This is a genomic window from Bordetella muralis, from assembly GCF_054781015.1.
Window position 1 is genome coordinate 143,710 of record NZ_BAAGVF010000008.1, and the last position, 16,160, is coordinate 159,869.

Genomic DNA, 16,160 nt, shown 5'->3' on the forward strand with positions numbered 1-16,160 from the left:
AGTGAAGGTAGACTTCTTGTCGTCCGCAAAAACATCCGGACAGTCTTCGACGCGCACCGTATTGCCTCATCACCGCCCCGACATGAAACCCGTTCAGAACCGCTCAGAGCAGATTCAACAAACCCTGGAGGCCGAAATCTTTTCGGGCGAACTCAGCCCAGGCACCCGCCTGGATGAAGTCGAGCTTGCCGAGCGATTCCAGGTGTCTCGCACACCGGTGCGCGAAGCGCTGCGCCATCTGGCCTCAGGGGGCCTGATTCAGATACGCAACCGCCAACCGGCTACGGTGGCCACGCTGTCGGCTCACAAACTCGTGGAAATGTTCCAGGTCATGGCAGAACTGGAAGGCCTATGCGCACGCATGGCGGCCCGGCGGATCACACCCGCACAGATTGCCGAGCTCAATCGTCTGCACGAGACCTTGATTTCGCTATCGAACACCGATCAAGTCGAAGAGTTCTATGACGTGAACCGGCAGTTTCACGAGCTGATCTACGAGGCCTCGCAAAACGAATTCCTGGCTGAGCAAACGAGGGCGCTGCGTAATCGCATCGGCGCCTATCGGCGACTGGTCACCCACAAACCCAGCCGTCGCGAGGGCACCATCAGCGAACATGCAGAAGTCTTGCGTTGCATTGTCAAAGGCGAAGAAGACGCCGCAGCCAACGCGATGCGCGGACACGTGAACCTGCTGGGCGAGAAACTGCTGGATTTCATCGCCCTGTTTCCAAAAGGTTCCGCGTCTGAAACGGCCGGATAGATTCCTGCATATCGGCCGCAAGCACCAAAATCACGGAACATTAAAGACGACTTGCATTACGCAACGCGGCGCTGCTCACATCCCAAACCGAAAGGCCGATCTCTGCATGCGCATATCTTTATGCCCTTGAACATATTGCCAATAGAGCGTTGTTCTTTGTGGACGGCGTCCATATCATTTCTGCTTCTATTGCAGCGCAAATACCTCAGCGCGACGCCTTGAATTGCCAAACTTCGCTGGCGGAGTTACCCGGCTGACGCGGTCATCGAAATCGAGCAGAAGGCTACTACCATGACGCGTCTCACAGGCGAAATCTGCCACGGCGCAAAAGGGGTTTGATCTTTCATGTGTATTGCCTTTATAAGATGTCGGTACCTGCTATCGTTTCCAACTTAGTCCTGCCGCCAGTGCCAGTGCCGCGCCTATTGCCAATGAAGCCACGGCAAATCCGAGCCGCACATCATGAGCGGCTGCGCCGTCAGGCGCGATCGCGATGAAAAGACCACCAATTATCGCGACGCTTACCGCAGCGCTAATCTGAAAAGTGGCAGTGACCAAACCGGAAGCAAGCCCAGCCCAACGTGTGTCAACCTGGTCCACGTTCAGGCGAACCAGTGCAGGTAATGCGATGCCTTGTCCAGCGCCAATCAGGAACAAAGGAAAGACGAGCCAAGACGATGCATCGATGCAGGCCAACACGGCGACCATGACCAGACCAAGGGCTTCCAGGATCATGCCAAACGCTGCAGTGCGCGAACCCAGCCGCCGGGCGATGGGTGGAGCGCATAGCGGCCCCAGGAAAAAGCCAATGCCGAGCGGCAGGATTGCCAGGCCGGCTGCCAATGCATCATTAGCCAAACCGGCCTGTTCGTACACCGCAAACACAAAGAAGAACGCCGCGAGAGAGTAGAAAAAGAATGCTGCTGCCAGACTGCGTTTCAGTCCGCGAGCCGCCAGAATCGAGGGCAAGACCAAGGGCGTTCTGTCAGCGAGCTCTTGTCTTTTTTCATACCACCAGAAGACACACAAAAATGGCGCGCTCAAACAGAGCAGAGCGACGCACCACCACGGCCAGTGGTGCTCTCGTCCTTCTACGAGGGGTACCACCAAAGCCAGCAAACCGGACGCTAGCAGCAACGCCCCCGGCACGTCCAGGCGAGCGGAACGCTCTGCCCGACTCTCACGAAGCAGCGCCAGCGCAGCGGGGATCGCGACGACAATAATGGGGAGGTTGATCAGAAAAACGCTGCGCCAGCCTAGCCCCCACGGACTGGTTGAAACCAGTACGCCCCCCAGCAGTTGCCCCCCCACAGAAGCCAAGCCGAACGTCGCTCCATACAGACTGAGTGCGCGATTCTTCTCGCTTGCTGGAAAAAGGGCGTGTATCGATGCCAACGATTGCGGCGCCATGATGGCCGCCGATATGCCTTGCAGCAGTCGCCCGACAACGAGCACGCCTGGCGACGGCGCCAAACCACACAACGCTGACGCCACGCCAAAGCCAAAAATACCGCCGACGAAAACTCGCTTTCGCCCATAGAGATCGCCAAGACGCCCTCCCAAAATCAACGTGACAGCATAGGCCGCGGCGTAGACCGAGATCACCAGTTGCGCGACATCGGAAGATGCTTGCAGGTCGGCGCGGATGGCGGGTAGCGTCACATTGACGATGAAGAAGTCCAGCGGCGGCAACATTGTGCCGATCAACAGAACAGCGAGGGCCAGCCAGCGGCGCGAATCAAGCGCCGCTGGCTGGGATGCATAAGTCAAGGTATTCATGGGCGGTGAGCCTGTCGTGGCCAATTAAAGTGCGACTGCCCGGAATGGGCCGACTGACTGACAGGCGAGATGGTGACGCCTACGAAATTGTTTGTGAACTGCCATTCCTGTATATTTTCTGTACATTTTTGAACGGTGGTTCATGGCATGGAATGGAGCGATGTTCGAATCTTTCTGGCGGTAGCCCGCGGAGGATCTTTCGGTGCAGCCGCCCGAAGCCTGGGTGTAAGCCATCCGACGGTAGGTCGCCGGATAAAGGTGCTTGAAGATGAAGCAGAGCAACCGCTCTTTCGCAGGACAGGCGATGGGCTGGTCCTGACAGATGCGGGAGACTCTGTCATGACCCTGGCGGAATCCATGGAAAATTCCGCTCTGTCCATGGAAAGGCGCTTGGTAGGCAACCACGAACGGCTCGAAGGTATCCTGCGGATATCCTCAGCAGAGTGGTTTGCCGGCTATGTTCTGGCGCCCGTCCTGGCCGAATTGACGCGCCGCCATCCTGCCGTTGTGCCGGAGGTGATCGCCAGCTACCGGCTACTCAATCTATCGCGTCGAGATGCCGATGTGGCCTTCAGGCTCGTTCCCTTTAGCGAACCGGACATTGTGCAGCGCCGTCTGATGACGGTTTCATACGGTCTCTATGGCTCGGCCGAAACCGTGCGCGCAATGCAGACAGATCCCTCTTCAGCGGGGCTTATTCTCATGAATACGGCGCAATCCCACTTTCCCGATGTTGCCTGGCTGCTCGATAGGTTTCCACGATCACGGCGTGTCTTCACGAGCACGAGCCGGGCCGTTCAGGCACAAATGTGCTTACGAGGCATGGGCATTGCCGTACTGCCAAGACCGCTCGGCGATGCAGTGTCTGGATTGCAGCGCATCGAAACGCCAGAGCCTCCTCCAACCAGAGATATATGGGTGGGCTACCATCACGACCTTCGGCACATGGATCGCTTGCGTGCAATGCTGGAGATCGCCGATACGATGCTGCCGGCTGGCACGGTTGCAAGACGTTGAGAAAAATGGCAGTACCAGGCTTGCAGCTGGAGCGTCGATCAGACGATCCGCTTCAATCTGTGCGCGAACTCCGTCCTGTCGACGTTGCCCACGCCGTTGGCGTGAAACTGCTGGATGTGCGGCCCGTGCTCGTGATGCCGCCGCTGCGCCTCCGGAGACGACCAGGCCTCGACAAATACAAAGCGTCCGGGCTCGGTCTGGTCTTCAAACAGGTCGTAGCGAATATTGCCGTCCTCGTTGCGCGAGGGTTCGACCAGGGCGGACAGATCGCGACGCAGCAGGTCCTCCTTGCCGGCCTTGGCCTTCAGGGCTACGACCATGAACAGTTCACTCATTCACTCTTCTCCTTGCGAAGCGGGGCGGCTCTCAGGCCTCTTGGGCCATTGCTTTTTCGGGATTGAATCCGTCAAAGCTCTCGAACACATCCATAAAACCGGGCACCGTCGCCTCGCGCGCCCAATCTCGCTGCAGCTCGCAGTACATCTGCACGCGGCTGATCAGCCTGCCGCCCGCCTGTTCGATGCGGCGCAGCGCCGCCTCATGCGCGGCAGGCGACGTGCCGCCGACTGCATCGACCGGCACGTAGACCTCGTAGCCTTCCTGGATTGCGTCCAATGCTGGGAACGTCAGGCATGCCTCGGTCCACAGTGCCGTCATGATCAGCTTGCGCCGGCCAAGCGATTTCACTGCTTCCTTGAACTCGACGTCCTCCCAGCTATTGATCGAGGTGCGATCGTAGGTCGGCAAATGGCCGATGACGTCCTGCAGTTCCTGGATAGGCGGCTTGTTTCGGCCGGTCGCGACATTGACGGTCGAATGGACGATTGGAAGACCGTAGTTGATCGCCGCCTTGGCGACGCCCGTGATATTGAAGACCAGTTCGTCGCGCCCCATCGAGCGGATTGAGGAGACCTGGATCGGCTGATAGTCGATGATGATGAGGGCTGAATTCTCCGGCGACAGAAGCTGGTCGGTTCGGGAATTGCGGATCGTTTCACTCGTCATGGAGCTTTCCTGCTGTGTGGTTGATGAAGATGGTTTTTTGAAGCTTTCGTCGCCCTGCTCGCTGCGTCTGTAGCCGGTGATATGATGACCTCACGCCAAGCTTGGCTCAATGGCTGCGCGTGCCACCCGCATGACTCAAAGTGCCAATATCGGTCCACCACTCATGTCCAGTGACTTAACGCCCCCTGTTTTCCGTTGGAACACGGATGACATTCCGGTTCATCACCGCTTCGATCAATACGTCGAAATGGTGCGCAAGAATCTCATCAGCGTAACGACCCGCTGCAGCGACACGCGCGGTTTCAAAACGGACATGCAAGTGAGCCCGCTGGGACGGCTGCGTGTCGCGTCGATCGGTGGATCGGCCAAGCAGTCGGCCCGCACGCGGCAGAACATCAAGGCCAGTGGCGACCGGGCCTTTCATCTGGTGGCGGGACTCACCAACTGGGATTTCGAGTGTAGAGACCAGCGAATCAAGCTGAACGCAACGGACCTCGTCCTCATCGACACCGAACGCGAGTATGCGTCGCGATTGCCCGACGGATTTCGCAACCACACCGTGTCGATTGCCCCCGACGTCCTCCGAAAGTGGCTTTCCGATCCGGACCGCATCGTGGGAAAGCGGCTGCGTGGAGACAAAGGCTGGGGACATGTCCTGTCCACCTTCGTCGATCAGTTGGTCCATCTCGACGTGACCCGAATGCCATTGCCCGCATCCGTTCTTGAGGATCAGTTGGGCGCGCTTATCACGCTCTCGGCCACGGACGGCGTCGGCAGGAGCGAGATGCGGAAGTCGACGCAGGCGGATCTGCGCGGCAGGATCATCGAGTCCATACGCCAGCGCTGTACGGACATCGGCCTGACGGCGGCGCAAATTGCCGCCGACATCGGGATATCCCCTCGCACCTTGCACCGTGCCTTGTCGGCGGGCAGCGAAACCTTTGGCGCATTGCTGCTCACTGCCAGAAGCGACGTGGCATACAGGATGCTGATTTCACCGCAGTTCGACACATTGACTATTGCCGACATCGGATTCCGTGCGGGTTTCGCGGACGAATCGCATTTCAGCAGGACCATGCGCGCCCGCTACGGCCATCCGCCCGCACAATTGCGGCGCACGCGATCATAGGCATGGCCGCCTGACACTCACCCACCGAGGTCCGAGCAGGTCTGCCCAACAGCGGATTTTTCAGTCAGGATTCGGGCAAGATTCCAGCACAAAAACAAAACGCCAATCCCGAAGGATTGGCGTAAGTGCTTGATATTCTTGGTGGGCTGTGAGTGGCTCGAACACTCGACCTACGGATTAAGAGTCCGCTGCTCTACCAACTGAGCTAACAGCCCTGAACTGCTGCATGCGCACAAAAAAGCGCACAAGCAATCAAGAGGCGAAATTATACATGGTTCTAAAAATCTCACCAAACTGCCCCATAAGCCCTGCAAACTGACAGATAACTTACGAAAACAGGGCGGCGGCTGCGTCATATATCCGGGATTACGCTGAACGCCCCCCGATCACTATTGACAAGCAAACAGGCAGTGTTCGATGATTCCTTCCCACTTGTACGATGACATACAAGAATCAGTCCACCTGCGACCATTACCCTTGTCCGCAGCGATATCAGGCCTGCGCGACCGGAGACAACATCATGAGCAGTCCCCCTGCCCAATCTCGTTTGTTCAACCGTTTGCTATTGACTGGCGCCGCTGGAGGCGTGGGCCGAGCGATCCGCCCTCTGCTGACGGCTCATGCACAGCACGTGCGCTTGTCTGACCTGCCCGCAGCATTGGCGGCTCAGGTGACGAATCCGGCACCGCACGAAGAAACCGTTCCTTGCGACATCTCGGATCGTGCCGCCTTTGACGCGCTGGCAGCCGATTGCGACGCGATCGTGCATCTAGGAGGCGTATCCGTCGAACGCCCATTCGAGGAAATCCTCGAGGCCAACATCAAGGGCGTATTCAACCTGTACGAGGCTGCACGCCATCACGGCATCAAACGCATCGTGTTCGCCAGTTCCAACCACGTCACCGGTTTTTACCGGCAAGACGAGATCATCGACGCGCATGCCCTGCGCCGCCCCGATGGCTATTACGGCGTCTCCAAATCGTTTGGCGAAGACATGGCGCAGCTGTATTTCGACCGCTATGGGATCGAAACGGCCAGCATCCGTATCGGCTCGCTGTTTCCCGAGCCGGCGGACCGGCGCATGATGGCGACATGGATCAGCCTGAACGATTTCGACGCGCTGTTGCACCGTTGTCTATATACGCCGGACATCGGCCACACCGTCGTCTATGGCATGTCGAACAATCGCAAGGTGTGGTGGGACAACCGCTATGCCGCCAGACTCGGCTACACCCCGCGCGACACGTCGGAGATCTATCGGGACAAGATCGAGTCGCAGCCCGCGCCCCCGCCCGATGACCCGTCGGTGAGGTTCCAAGGCGGCAAGTTCACCATCGCGGGGCCATTCGACCCGCAATAAAACTGCTCCCCAGAAGCCGCGTTCGGCACGTTGGTGTCGAGCGCGGCTATCGGGATTTTGCTTTACCCTCAGACGACGATGCCTTGGCCGGTTGGCGCAATTGCTGCATCATTTCGCTGCATGGCTTGTCTTCCTCACCCGAGCTGGGCGCCACCAGGGCCAACAAGCTCGCTACCGGGGTCAACAGCACGCCCAATGCGACCGCGCCTGCGCCGCGCGCGGCCAGCGGCAGCACCTGTACCCCCGCATCGGGATTGGCAAAGGTACCCTTCACATACAGTGGTGAACGCAGCGAGAACAAGCGAATGCCTTTGCTTTCAGGCGAGATGTCCAAATCAAGCGTCTCGTCCTTGAAATTGACGTTGCCCTCGATCTGCACAATGGCATTTTCTGTGTCAAAGACAAACACCCGTGGCGTCATGACGCCCTGCTTCATGTTCAGGTCTGCCGCGCCACAATTGATTTTGACGTCTTCGTCACCGAACAGTTTGCTGATCACGTAGTTGCCGACGTTCAAGCCCGCAATCTCCATGAGCCCTTTGCTGATGACACCATCGTTGACCAATAACCGCGCATCGCCGCTTGCGGTACCCAGCAAGGCCGCGACGGAGTTGCCCGAGCCCTTCAACGCCACGTCGCCATTCAATTGGCCCAGGGCCTGCTGCATGGCTTCGACGTTGGGAAATAGTTGCTTCAATCGCAAGCCGCGTACGGCGACCTTTGCGTCTCCGGTCATAGGGGTTTTGCCCCCATCGAGCTTCAGGTCGGAGTTGATCGTGCCGCCGGCAAAGCCAAAGCGTAAGGGGTCCAGCGTGAGCAAGCCGTTATCCAGCACGAGATGCACGTCGAGTTTGGAGATCGGTTTCTTTTCGTCATAGACGATGCGCCCGGCGGTCAATGTCACGTCCGCGTCCATATCGCGCCACCGATCGGTACGGAATTGCTGCGTAGGCAGGACTTTACCCCCTGATGATTTCGACTTGTCCTCGCCTTTGGCAGCGGTCTTTTTCCCGGCATTCGGTTCAACGCCGATCAGCGGCCCCAGGTCCTGCATGCGCAGCTGATTCGAGTTCAATGTCCCGGTGAGCTTCGGACGAGGCACGCCCAACTTGAATGTCAAATCTCCGTGCAAATCGCTCGCTCCAACCTTACCGTTGAAATCGCGATAGCGAAACGTAGCGCCGTCAGCCTGTTTGAGACGCGCGCTCAAGCGGCCGTCAGTGGCGTAACGCGGCGTGTCTGGCAAGGTCACGCCGATCAGCGGATACAGGTCCGACATCGTGGCGCCCGACAAGGCCAGGCGCAGATCGAGCGCCCCCAGATTCGTGGGGTCTGTCAACGTACCGGCCACGGCGGCATGTGTGTCGCCGATAGTGACGTCGGCCTGCAAAGGAAACGGCCGATTGGGATCTTTGACTGCCAGCATGCCGCCGATCTTGCCCTCCCCTTTCAGGGGCAGTTGCTTGTAGCGACCTTTTACTTTCCAACCAAAAACGTAGTCATCCGGAACCGCGACGGCGGCCTGGCTCGTCGCTTGCGCGGTGTTGGCTCCGTCCTCGCCGCTGGCTGGCGGCTTGGTAGCCAACTCGGCCTTCGCCGCAGCCAGCTGAGCGCTCGAGGGCTTGGCCGCAGGTCCCTGGCTGGCGGCCTGCTGGGCGGGCAAGGCGGCTGAAGGAGCCGGTTCTGCCGCTTTTGCCTCTGCCGCTTTATCGCCTGCCTTTTTCTCGGATTTGGCCGCGGATTTGGCGTCTTTGCCTGCGTCCTCTTTTTTGCCGCTGGTACTGGCCTTGCCCGCGATGGCTTCGTAGGGAATGGGCTTGCCTAAGGGGTCGATTTGGCCCAGGATCTCCGCGTGCAAGGTCTCATCCCGAAATGAGATCTGCCCTCGGTCAAAACCAATTTCGTCTATATCGATTTTCCATTTCGAAGGCTGTCCGTCGCCTTCTGGAAGCGTAAATAACCAGTTGGTGCGCCCGTCCTTCAAGCGTTCCAGATTCGCCCGAGGCCCTGTCAGCTGGATTTCGCGAATGACAACGCGCTGAGTCAATAACGGCAGCGGTGACAGTGTGAATTCGGCGCGTTGGAGCGAGGCCATATCCGGATACTGTCCCCATGGCGGGTTGCCTAGGGTGACATCGTTCAGCACCACATGGGGCCAGGGTATCCAGCCCTGCCAGCCGGGCATATCGCCGGGGCGTTGCCACTGCACCGTCAAATCTCCGTTGATGGCGAACGGACGTCCGATTGCCTCAGAGACCTTGTTATTGATGGTGGGCTTGAAGTAGTTCCAATTAAAAAGGGCAATAACGACTACCAGGGCCGCCACCAGGACAATGATGACGCTACCCAGCCCGATAAGTACCTTCTTCGTACGCGTCATGGCTGTATTCCTTTGCCTGACCCGCCTCATGCAGCCCGGCTTTCCTACCTAGGGTATAGGCAGATCAGGGAGTCATTGCCAGAGAATGTATACGGATTTTTCTAAATCCGTTCAAAAGACGCAATCGGCCATGCCAAAAAAGAGATAAAAACCACGCTCTCTGCAATGATGATGTGGACGATAGCCGCACAGCAAGTTTCAGGCCGCAGCGGGATGGACAGGGGTAAAAGGCCCCTGCGGATCGTTTTCGGCGTCGGGACGAGGCGCAATAGGAGGTAAACCGAGCTGGGCTCGCAGACGTTGGCAGTCGGGATTGACCGACCCATCGGGCTGCCAGACCTCGAATTCGCGGCACGGCGTGGGCCGCAGCGGGTAAATATCGCAATGGATCCCCGGCTGGCCCAGTTCTCCGCGCAATGCGACACAACGCCCGCCGCCTTTTTCCGTGCCGGCCATGCACACCCGCAGAGGACTGATGGGCCGCACCAGTTCCAAAGGAACAATGCCGCCGTTCTCGCCGGCAACCTCGCCGCAATAGAACGACACCCGAAAATGCGCACAACAGGCGCCGCAACTCAGGCAGGGATTGGCATCATCGCCACCTAGCGTGGCGGGAGCAATAAGCTCGACGGGATTCGGCTGTAGCCGGGTCATGATGGAAGGCGCCAGAAAAGGCCAAGGAACGGCCGGCAGTGTAGCCAGCGGCTTGGCCAATTTCAAGAGGCAACCTCCCCATCGATACGGGCGACTCAGTTGTCGACGGTGATTCCTTCGGCCCGTATCAAGTCGCCCCACTTTTTGGTGTCGTCGCGCATCAGATCGGCAAACGCCTGAGGGGTCGTCGGCGACAGCTCGACGCCTGTGGACTCGGCATAGGCTTTTAACTCGGAGGTCTTGAGAACATTGGCCAAAACGGTATTCAGCGCAGCGACGGTATCGGCTGGCGTGCCCTTCGGCGCAAACACGCCGTACCAGTTATTGGCGTAAACATCAGGAATGCCCAGCTCATCAAATGTCGGCACATCGGGCAGCACACTGGAACGCTTGGGCGCAGCAATCGCCAGCGCTTTCGCTTTACCGGACTGAATGTGCGGCATCAGCCCGGAAACGTCGCCAATGAATCCATCCACTTGTCCGCCGATGGTGTCAGTAATGGCAGGTGCAGCGCCCTTGTACGGCACATGCAGAATCTTGCCCTTTGTCGAGAGCTTGAGCTGGGCGACAGCCATGTGCGGCATGCTGCCCACACCGGACGATGCCATCGACAGGCCGTCGCTCTTGACCTTTGCCACGAATGCCTGTGCGTCAGCATACGGACTCTTTGCACCGACCACCAATACCTCCGGCACGGAAACCAGCAACGATACAGGCGCGAAGTCCTTGACGGGATCGTAAATCAGCTTCGGATACAGCGCAGGGTTGATGGAAATCGCGCCAACAGAGCTCAAGAACAAGGTCTGGCCATCAGGGCGTGCACGCGCCACGTACGACGCGGCGATGGCACCGTTTCCACCGGGCTTGTTCTCGACCAGAACGGGATGCTTCAATTCTTTTTCCAGCTGCGCCGCGACAATACGAGCCAGAGAATCTGCGGGGCCGCCTGCCGGAAAGGCGATCACCAGACTCGTGCTGGTTTGTGCCTGCGCACCGACAGCGGCAACACCTAATACGGCAGCCGCGACATACTTGAATAAATGGGATATGGGCAGATGCGCCGCGCTCAGGCGTTTGGCCACGCCTGCGTAGAGTAAATGAAACATGACTGTCTCCTGTCTGATTATGGGGTGCAGCTCGACCAGCCACGCCGAGAGCTGCAAAACAACGTTGAACCTACAAAGCAGTAGCGCCCTGGGTATTAACGAATAAGGAATAGATCGACGTGCACGACGCCATGAACAACCGGTTGCGATGCTTGCCGCCGAAACACAGATTGGCGCAACGCTCAGGCAACGCGATACGCCCGAGCAATTCACCCTGCGGGGAAAACACGCGTACGCCATCCAACTCGGCGCAGCCCATCCCCCAGCCACACCACAGGTTGCCTTCTATATCCACGCGAAAACCGTCAGGTGTTCCGTCGCCAGCGTCAAACAGCACGCGGGGCGGACTCAGGCTGAGGCCATCGCTCGCCACATCGAACACCACGATATTGCGCGGCCGCGAGCGCGATTCGATCACGTACAAATGCCGTTCGTCGGGTGAAAATGCCAGTCCGTTGGGACCCTGCACGGTGTCGCACATCAAGCGGATTTCTTGACCATCGGGGCTGATACGATAGATCGCCGCTTGCAGCTCCTGTTCGGCTTTCTCACCCTGGTAATAGCCGATAATGCCAAAGGGGGGATCGGTAAACCAAATCGAACCATCGGACTTCACCACCACATCATTAGGTGAATTCAGGCGTTTGCCGTGATAGCGATCGGCCAGTACCGTGATTCGGCCATCATGCTCTGTGCGCGTCACACGGCGGCCCAGATGTTCGCAGGTAATCAGGCGGCCTTGGCGATCACGCGTGTTGCCATTCGCATAGCCCGAGGTGTGACGCCAGACGTGCGTTTGCTGACTGATCTCATCCCATCGCATGATGCGGTCATTCGGCACATCGCTCCAAAGCAGATAGCGTCCATCACCGAACCATACCGGCCCCTCTGCCCAGCGGTTGCCCGTAGCCACGCGCTCAATGGCAGCCAACGGCAACACCAATTTCTCGAAACGGGGGTCCAGTGAAATCACCGCCGCGTCGGGATAACGCGTGGGCTGCGCCCATTCAATCGCATCGTGCACTCATGCCTCCGTCGACGATGATTTCGGTCGCGGTAATGAATCGCGCCTCGTCCGATGCCAAGAACAACGCGGCATTGGCAGTATCCATGCCGTCACCCATGAACGGCAACGGAATACGCGACTGCCGCTGCGCCAGCAAAGCGTCTACATCACCTCCCGAACGCTGACCTGCCAGACGCACTTCGACCATGGGAGTATGCATCTGGCCCGGGATCACCGTATTGCAACGAATATTCTGCTTGGCGTGCTCTATCGCCACCACACGGGAAAGTTGAATCACACCCGCTTTTGCGCTGGCGTATCCCACTTGTGCCGAACCCGTCCAGCGGATACCGGAGGTCGATGCAATGTTCACGATGGCGCCGCCGCCTTGAGCCTGCATCTGCGGCAATACATGGCGGCAACCGAGGTAGACGCTCTTCAAGTTGAAATCGATCTGGCTATCCCAGGCGTCTTCGTCCAAGGCCACCGGGCCGCCTTTGCGCGACCCACCTACGTTATTGACCAGGATATCGACGCGCCCCCACGTATCCACGCAGGCTTGCACCATATTGCGTACGGCATCGGAGTCCGTCACATCGGCGCACCAGGTCGTGATCTGGCCTCCCACCTCGCGCACGCGTACAACGGTTTCCTGCATCGCACTTTCGTCGCGATCCACGGCAAAGACCTGTGCGCCCTCTTGCGCGAATCGATAGGCAATGGCGCGGCCATTGCCCCAACCCGGACCCACGCTGCCCGCGCCCGTAACGATGGCTACCTTTCCTTGCAAACGGCCTGTCATAATCTGTCTCGCATGATGTTGTTTTCGTTAAAAAAGAATGCAGCGTAGAAACGGCTATCCTCAACGTCCAAAGCTGATCGTGCTGCCATCCGGCGGCTCGATCTCGAACACATTGATCGTCATCGAAATCAAGGTGTAGTAGCCGGTGATGCCGACCAGATCGACGACACCGTCCGTTCCCAATACCTCTGCCGCCTCTTGATACAAGGCATCCGGAACGCGACGGGTCTGCAGCAATTCGCATACGAAGCGATACACCACCGACTCGTCCGGCTGCGTAAAAACGGGCACGTCACCCAGGCGAATCTGCTCGGCGATGCCTGCATCCAGCCCGGCTTTCAGTGCGATCGGATGATGCGCCCACCATTCGAACGATGCCTGCCACCACGCCGCCATCGTCAAGATGGCCAGCTCAGACAATCTCGGCGGCAAGCTGGAGTCATAGCGGCAATACTGGCCCAAGGCTTGTGCGTGCTCTGCCAGGCCAGCGCGATGCAACCAAATGGCCAGAGGCCCGCGGACTTTGCCACGAGGCCCAGAGGCGATCGCGTCGTAGATGCGGCGTTGATGGTCGGACAGGTTTTCGAGTTCGGGAGGATTCAGTCGTGGCATATTCAGGCCTCTGCCTGGTCTAGCACCAGATGAAACATGGTGCGCTTGGTATTGATGAAATTAGGGCGGACGCGATCGCTCCAGGACGTCGCGCGCACCGCCAGCCAGGCAGGCGACCCAAAGGCTTCGCGTTGTGCCAGGTCATAGCAGGCGTAATAGCGCGGCGAACTGTTTTCAGCGAGATAACGGCGTGCCCGCACCGTGCCTGGCACGGCAGCTAATCCGGGCAGATGCTCAGTCTCATACCAACGATCAAAATCGGTTTCTGCGCCAGACTGGATGTCGGTCTCGACCATGTAAAACCAAGGGGCCGCCTGTCCGGCTGAGTGACCCGCAACGTCAGTCGTCAATGCGAGGCTCACCATCAGCGCGTCAGGATGCGATTGCCGCAAAACCGCCTGCAAACTGCCGATGTCTGTGCTCAAGCGAGAGTCCGTGCTGGCGCCCTCGGCGGGCCAAGACCACCACACATAAGTTTCAACGTGATCCACCGCATGATAAACACGCACATTCGCTTGCTTTGCACCAGGCAGCGCCAGCACCGTGACCGCACTTAACGCCTCATCGGGAAATTTGATCAACAGTGATTTCATAATCCAAATCGATACAAGGTGTGGGGGTTATCGACCAATATCTGACGCTGCATAGCGTGATCCGGACACAAACGCAGAAACGTGTTGAGCAACTCGCCGTCATCCGGCATATCACCGGCCACGTTCGGATGCGGCCAATCCGTGCCCCACAGCAAGCGTTCCGGCATCGTCTCCAACAAGGCGGCAACCAAGGGTTCGGCATCTGCAAAAGGCCGTTTCCCACGACTGGAAACACGATCGAGCCCGGAAATCTTGATCCAGGCATTGGGGTGATCACGCAATGCCAGCAAGGCCTGAAACGCGTCGTTCGCGACACCTTGCGAGGCGGCGACCCGTCCCATGTGGTCGATCACAAACGGAACCGGCAAACATTTCAGACGCGGCAACAGATCCATCAGCGATGCCTGGTCGGAATGAATACACACATGCCAGCCGAGCCGAGCGATCCGAGGCGCGACCTGAGCCAGTTCATCCCAGCCCCCATTGGCAAGATGGGCAACGAAGTTGTAGCGCACACCCCGCACACCCCGGGAATCCATATCCGCCAGCTCACGCTCGCTCACCGTGGGTCGCACCAACGCAATGGCGCGATACTGCCCAGCGCCTTTGTCCAGCGCGTCCAAGGTGGCCGACATGTCGTAGCCATGACAACCCGGCTGAACGATCACGCCGCGGCTGAACCCCAGTTGCTGATGCATACGGCGCAATTGTTCAAAAGACGCATCGGGAGGCGTATAGGGCCGATCTACCGCGTAAGGGAAAACATCGGCTGGCCCAAAGATATGAAAATGGCTATCGCAGGCCTGCGCCGGTAATACTTGGCTGGCAGGCGTAATCTGAGCTAGAGGAGGCGCGCAATCGGGCATGGGAATCGGGTGGCTGTCGTGAATTCGCATGATGCGCAGTCCAGGCCCCATCGGCAATGAGACTTAGCGGACTTCTGATATAGAAAAAACGTATACCATTGTGTCTATGGATCTCAAGCAAATCCGTTATTTCATCGTGGCCTGCGAAATGCGCAGCCTGTCCCGCGCCGCCGAGGTGCTGGGACTGTCACAACCCTCGCTCAGCCGGCAGATTCAGTTGCTGGAGGCGGAGCTGCGCCATCATTTATTGATCCGCACCGGCCGCGGCGTGGCTCCTACACCTGCCGGGTTGCGTTTTCTGGCGCACGCGCAGGCGCTGGATGATCTGGCTCAACATGCAAAACAGGATATGCGTGCCTTTGCCTCGATCTCGCAGGACAAGGTCCGTCTCGCCATGCCGCATCGCGTAGCGCGTCGCTTGGCTCCCCACATCATGCAAGCGTTTCGCCGAAAACATCCCACGGCCGCATTGACGTTGGCAGAGGGCCTGAGCCTGGAAATGAACGAATGGCTGGTCAAAGACCGCGTCGACTTGGCGCTGCTGTACGACCCGCCTCCCTCGACGCTGGTGCGCTATCAGTCGGTGTATCGCGAGGATCTTGTCCTGGCCTACACCAGATCGTGCAGGCCTGCCCCGCCCCCCAGCGTTCGCGCACGTGATCTGGGCCGCTATCCCCTGGTATTGCCCAGCGCTCCGAACACCATCCGGGCACTGGTCGAGAAAACATGCCGCGAGCTCAATGTATCGTTGGACATCGTCGCCGAGGTCGACGTTGTGCACACCATTCTGGAAACCATGACCCAGGACAGCTTGTACACCATACTGCCGAGATCGGCGTTACACGATATCCAAGGACGCGACGATCTGGTCTGCTCGAGCATTACCGATCCCGTCATTATGAATAATCTGACCTTGGCCACGCCTGACCGTCAGACGCTCCCCCCGCTGGTCGAATCCACCGCGAACATCATCCGGGATCTTGATATCCGGCAACTGTTTGCATGACCGCCTCTCAGGAAATAAAGGCGATGCGTTGTATGGCGATGCGTTGTATGCATACGGCCCAACAAACGAAAGCCACGCCGAGTAT

At 58.6% G+C, this 16,160-nt stretch carries 16 protein-coding genes and 1 tRNA gene; 5 read left to right on the forward strand and 12 right to left on the reverse strand.

Annotation, left to right across the window (positions count from 1 at the left end; translation table 11 throughout):
* Position 1: 1 nt before the first annotated feature.
* A complete protein-coding gene (locus tag ACYVIT_RS18445; RefSeq protein WP_415806750.1) occupies positions 2–760 on the forward strand; it encodes a GntR family transcriptional regulator in 759 nt (252 codons plus the stop codon).
* Between the two features lie 378 nt (positions 761–1,138).
* On the opposite strand, the gene ACYVIT_RS18450 is transcribed toward ACYVIT_RS18445, so the two are convergent.
* The gene (locus tag ACYVIT_RS18450; protein ID WP_460478277.1) at positions 1,139–2,539 is read right to left on the reverse strand and encodes an MFS transporter; all 1,401 of its coding nucleotides are present in this window, start codon (positions 2,537–2,539) and stop codon (positions 1,139–1,141) included.
* A 147-nt stretch (positions 2,540–2,686) separates the two neighbouring features.
* Here ACYVIT_RS18450 and ACYVIT_RS18455 point away from each other — a divergent pair, with 147 nt between their 5' ends.
* Positions 2,687–3,556 carry a LysR family transcriptional regulator gene (locus tag ACYVIT_RS18455; protein WP_415806749.1) on the forward strand — a complete coding sequence of 290 codons (870 nt, stop codon included), beginning with the start codon at positions 2,687–2,689 and terminating at the stop codon, positions 3,554–3,556.
* 38 nt (positions 3,557–3,594) lie between these two features.
* On the opposite strand, the gene ACYVIT_RS18460 is transcribed toward ACYVIT_RS18455, so the two are convergent.
* Together ACYVIT_RS18460 and ACYVIT_RS18465 are read right to left on the reverse strand one after the other, a co-directional pair.
* Positions 3,595–3,891: a putative quinol monooxygenase gene (locus ACYVIT_RS18460; RefSeq protein WP_415806748.1), complete on the reverse strand. Its 297-nt coding sequence runs from the start codon at positions 3,889–3,891 to the stop codon at positions 3,595–3,597.
* A gap of 31 nt (positions 3,892–3,922) precedes the next feature.
* The gene (locus ACYVIT_RS18465) at positions 3,923–4,561 is read right to left on the reverse strand and encodes a hydrolase (protein ID WP_415806747.1); all 639 of its coding nucleotides are present in this window, start codon (positions 4,559–4,561) and stop codon (positions 3,923–3,925) included.
* A 109-nt stretch (positions 4,562–4,670) separates the two neighbouring features.
* On the opposite strand from ACYVIT_RS18465, the gene ACYVIT_RS18470 reads away from it, so the two are divergent.
* Entirely contained in the window at positions 4,671–5,690 is a 1,020-nt protein-coding gene (locus ACYVIT_RS18470; RefSeq protein WP_415806746.1) for a helix-turn-helix domain-containing protein, read from the forward strand.
* A 139-nt stretch (positions 5,691–5,829) separates the two neighbouring features.
* Here the strand turns inward: ACYVIT_RS18470 and ACYVIT_RS18475 are convergent.
* Positions 5,830–5,905: transfer RNA gene (locus ACYVIT_RS18475), tRNA-Lys, on the reverse strand.
* 305 nt (positions 5,906–6,210) lie between these two features.
* Between ACYVIT_RS18475 and ACYVIT_RS18480 the strand changes: the two genes are divergently transcribed.
* A complete protein-coding gene (locus ACYVIT_RS18480; RefSeq protein ID WP_415806745.1) occupies positions 6,211–7,050 on the forward strand; it encodes an NAD-dependent epimerase/dehydratase family protein in 840 nt (279 codons plus the stop codon).
* Between the two features lie 46 nt (positions 7,051–7,096).
* On the opposite strand, the gene ACYVIT_RS18485 is transcribed toward ACYVIT_RS18480, so the two are convergent.
* From ACYVIT_RS18485 to ACYVIT_RS18520, 8 genes are all read right to left on the reverse strand, one after another.
* Positions 7,097–9,430: an AsmA family protein gene (locus ACYVIT_RS18485; protein WP_415806744.1), complete on the reverse strand. Its 2,334-nt coding sequence runs from the start codon at positions 9,428–9,430 to the stop codon at positions 7,097–7,099.
* Positions 9,431–9,628: 198 nt separating this feature from the next.
* Positions 9,629–10,084 (reverse strand): YkgJ family cysteine cluster protein, encoded by a 456-nt coding sequence (locus ACYVIT_RS18490; protein ID WP_415806742.1) that lies wholly within the window; start codon positions 10,082–10,084, stop codon positions 9,629–9,631.
* 95 nt (positions 10,085–10,179) lie between these two features.
* The gene (locus ACYVIT_RS18495) at positions 10,180–11,190 is read right to left on the reverse strand and encodes a Bug family tripartite tricarboxylate transporter substrate binding protein (protein ID WP_415806741.1); all 1,011 of its coding nucleotides are present in this window, start codon (positions 11,188–11,190) and stop codon (positions 10,180–10,182) included.
* A gap of 70 nt (positions 11,191–11,260) precedes the next feature.
* A complete protein-coding gene (locus tag ACYVIT_RS18500) occupies positions 11,261–12,214 on the reverse strand; it encodes an SMP-30/gluconolactonase/LRE family protein (protein WP_415806740.1) in 954 nt (317 codons plus the stop codon).
* Complete coding sequence (locus ACYVIT_RS18505; protein ID WP_415806739.1) at positions 12,198–12,998, reverse strand: SDR family NAD(P)-dependent oxidoreductase; 801 nt, start codon at positions 12,996–12,998, stop codon at positions 12,198–12,200. Before ACYVIT_RS18505 ends, ACYVIT_RS18500 begins: the two co-directional genes overlap by 17 nt.
* 60 nt (positions 12,999–13,058) lie before the next feature.
* Positions 13,059–13,610, reverse strand: a complete 552-nt coding sequence (locus tag ACYVIT_RS18510; protein ID WP_415806738.1) for a carboxymuconolactone decarboxylase family protein — start codon at positions 13,608–13,610, stop codon at positions 13,059–13,061.
* 2 nt (positions 13,611–13,612) lie between these two features.
* Entirely contained in the window at positions 13,613–14,203 is a 591-nt protein-coding gene (locus ACYVIT_RS18515; RefSeq protein ID WP_415806737.1) for a hypothetical protein, read from the reverse strand.
* The gene (locus ACYVIT_RS18520) at positions 14,200–15,099 is read right to left on the reverse strand and encodes an amidohydrolase family protein (RefSeq protein WP_415806736.1); all 900 of its coding nucleotides are present in this window, start codon (positions 15,097–15,099) and stop codon (positions 14,200–14,202) included. Before ACYVIT_RS18520 ends, ACYVIT_RS18515 begins: the two co-directional genes overlap by 4 nt.
* Before the next feature lie 76 nt (positions 15,100–15,175).
* On the opposite strand from ACYVIT_RS18520, the gene ACYVIT_RS18525 reads away from it, so the two are divergent.
* Positions 15,176–16,075 carry a LysR family transcriptional regulator gene (locus ACYVIT_RS18525; RefSeq protein WP_415806735.1) on the forward strand — a complete coding sequence of 300 codons (900 nt, stop codon included), beginning with the start codon at positions 15,176–15,178 and terminating at the stop codon, positions 16,073–16,075.
* Positions 16,076–16,160: the final 85 nt, after the last annotated feature.

Excerpts from the sequence above, each read along its gene's own strand:
- ACYVIT_RS18525 (WP_415806735.1), top strand. The coding sequence starts at position 15,176 with ATGGATCTCAAGCAAATCCGTTATTTCATCGTGGCCTGCGAAATGCGC.
- ACYVIT_RS18510 (WP_415806738.1), bottom strand. The coding sequence starts at position 13,610 with ATGCCACGACTGAATCCTCCCGAACTCGAAAACCTGTCCGACCATCAA.
- ACYVIT_RS18515 (WP_415806737.1), bottom strand. The coding sequence starts at position 14,203 with ATGAAATCACTGTTGATCAAATTTCCCGATGAGGCGTTAAGTGCGGTC.
- ACYVIT_RS18470 (WP_415806746.1), top strand. The coding sequence starts at position 4,671 with ATGGCTGCGCGTGCCACCCGCATGACTCAAAGTGCCAATATCGGTCCA.
- ACYVIT_RS18480 (WP_415806745.1), top strand. The coding sequence starts at position 6,211 with ATGAGCAGTCCCCCTGCCCAATCTCGTTTGTTCAACCGTTTGCTATTG.
- ACYVIT_RS18455 (WP_415806749.1), top strand. The coding sequence starts at position 2,687 with ATGGAATGGAGCGATGTTCGAATCTTTCTGGCGGTAGCCCGCGGAGGA.
- ACYVIT_RS18450 (WP_460478277.1), bottom strand. The coding sequence starts at position 2,539 with ATGAATACCTTGACTTATGCATCCCAGCCAGCGGCGCTTGATTCGCGC.
- ACYVIT_RS18485 (WP_415806744.1), bottom strand. The coding sequence starts at position 9,430 with ATGACGCGTACGAAGAAGGTACTTATCGGGCTGGGTAGCGTCATCATT.
- ACYVIT_RS18460 (WP_415806748.1), bottom strand. The coding sequence starts at position 3,891 with ATGAGTGAACTGTTCATGGTCGTAGCCCTGAAGGCCAAGGCCGGCAAG.
- ACYVIT_RS18505 (WP_415806739.1), bottom strand. The coding sequence starts at position 12,998 with ATGACAGGCCGTTTGCAAGGAAAGGTAGCCATCGTTACGGGCGCGGGC.
- ACYVIT_RS18495 (WP_415806741.1), bottom strand. The coding sequence starts at position 11,190 with ATGTTTCATTTACTCTACGCAGGCGTGGCCAAACGCCTGAGCGCGGCG.
- ACYVIT_RS18490 (WP_415806742.1), bottom strand. The coding sequence starts at position 10,084 with ATGACCCGGCTACAGCCGAATCCCGTCGAGCTTATTGCTCCCGCCACG.
- ACYVIT_RS18520 (WP_415806736.1), bottom strand. The coding sequence starts at position 15,099 with ATGCGAATTCACGACAGCCACCCGATTCCCATGCCCGATTGCGCGCCT.
- ACYVIT_RS18465 (WP_415806747.1), bottom strand. The coding sequence starts at position 4,561 with ATGACGAGTGAAACGATCCGCAATTCCCGAACCGACCAGCTTCTGTCG.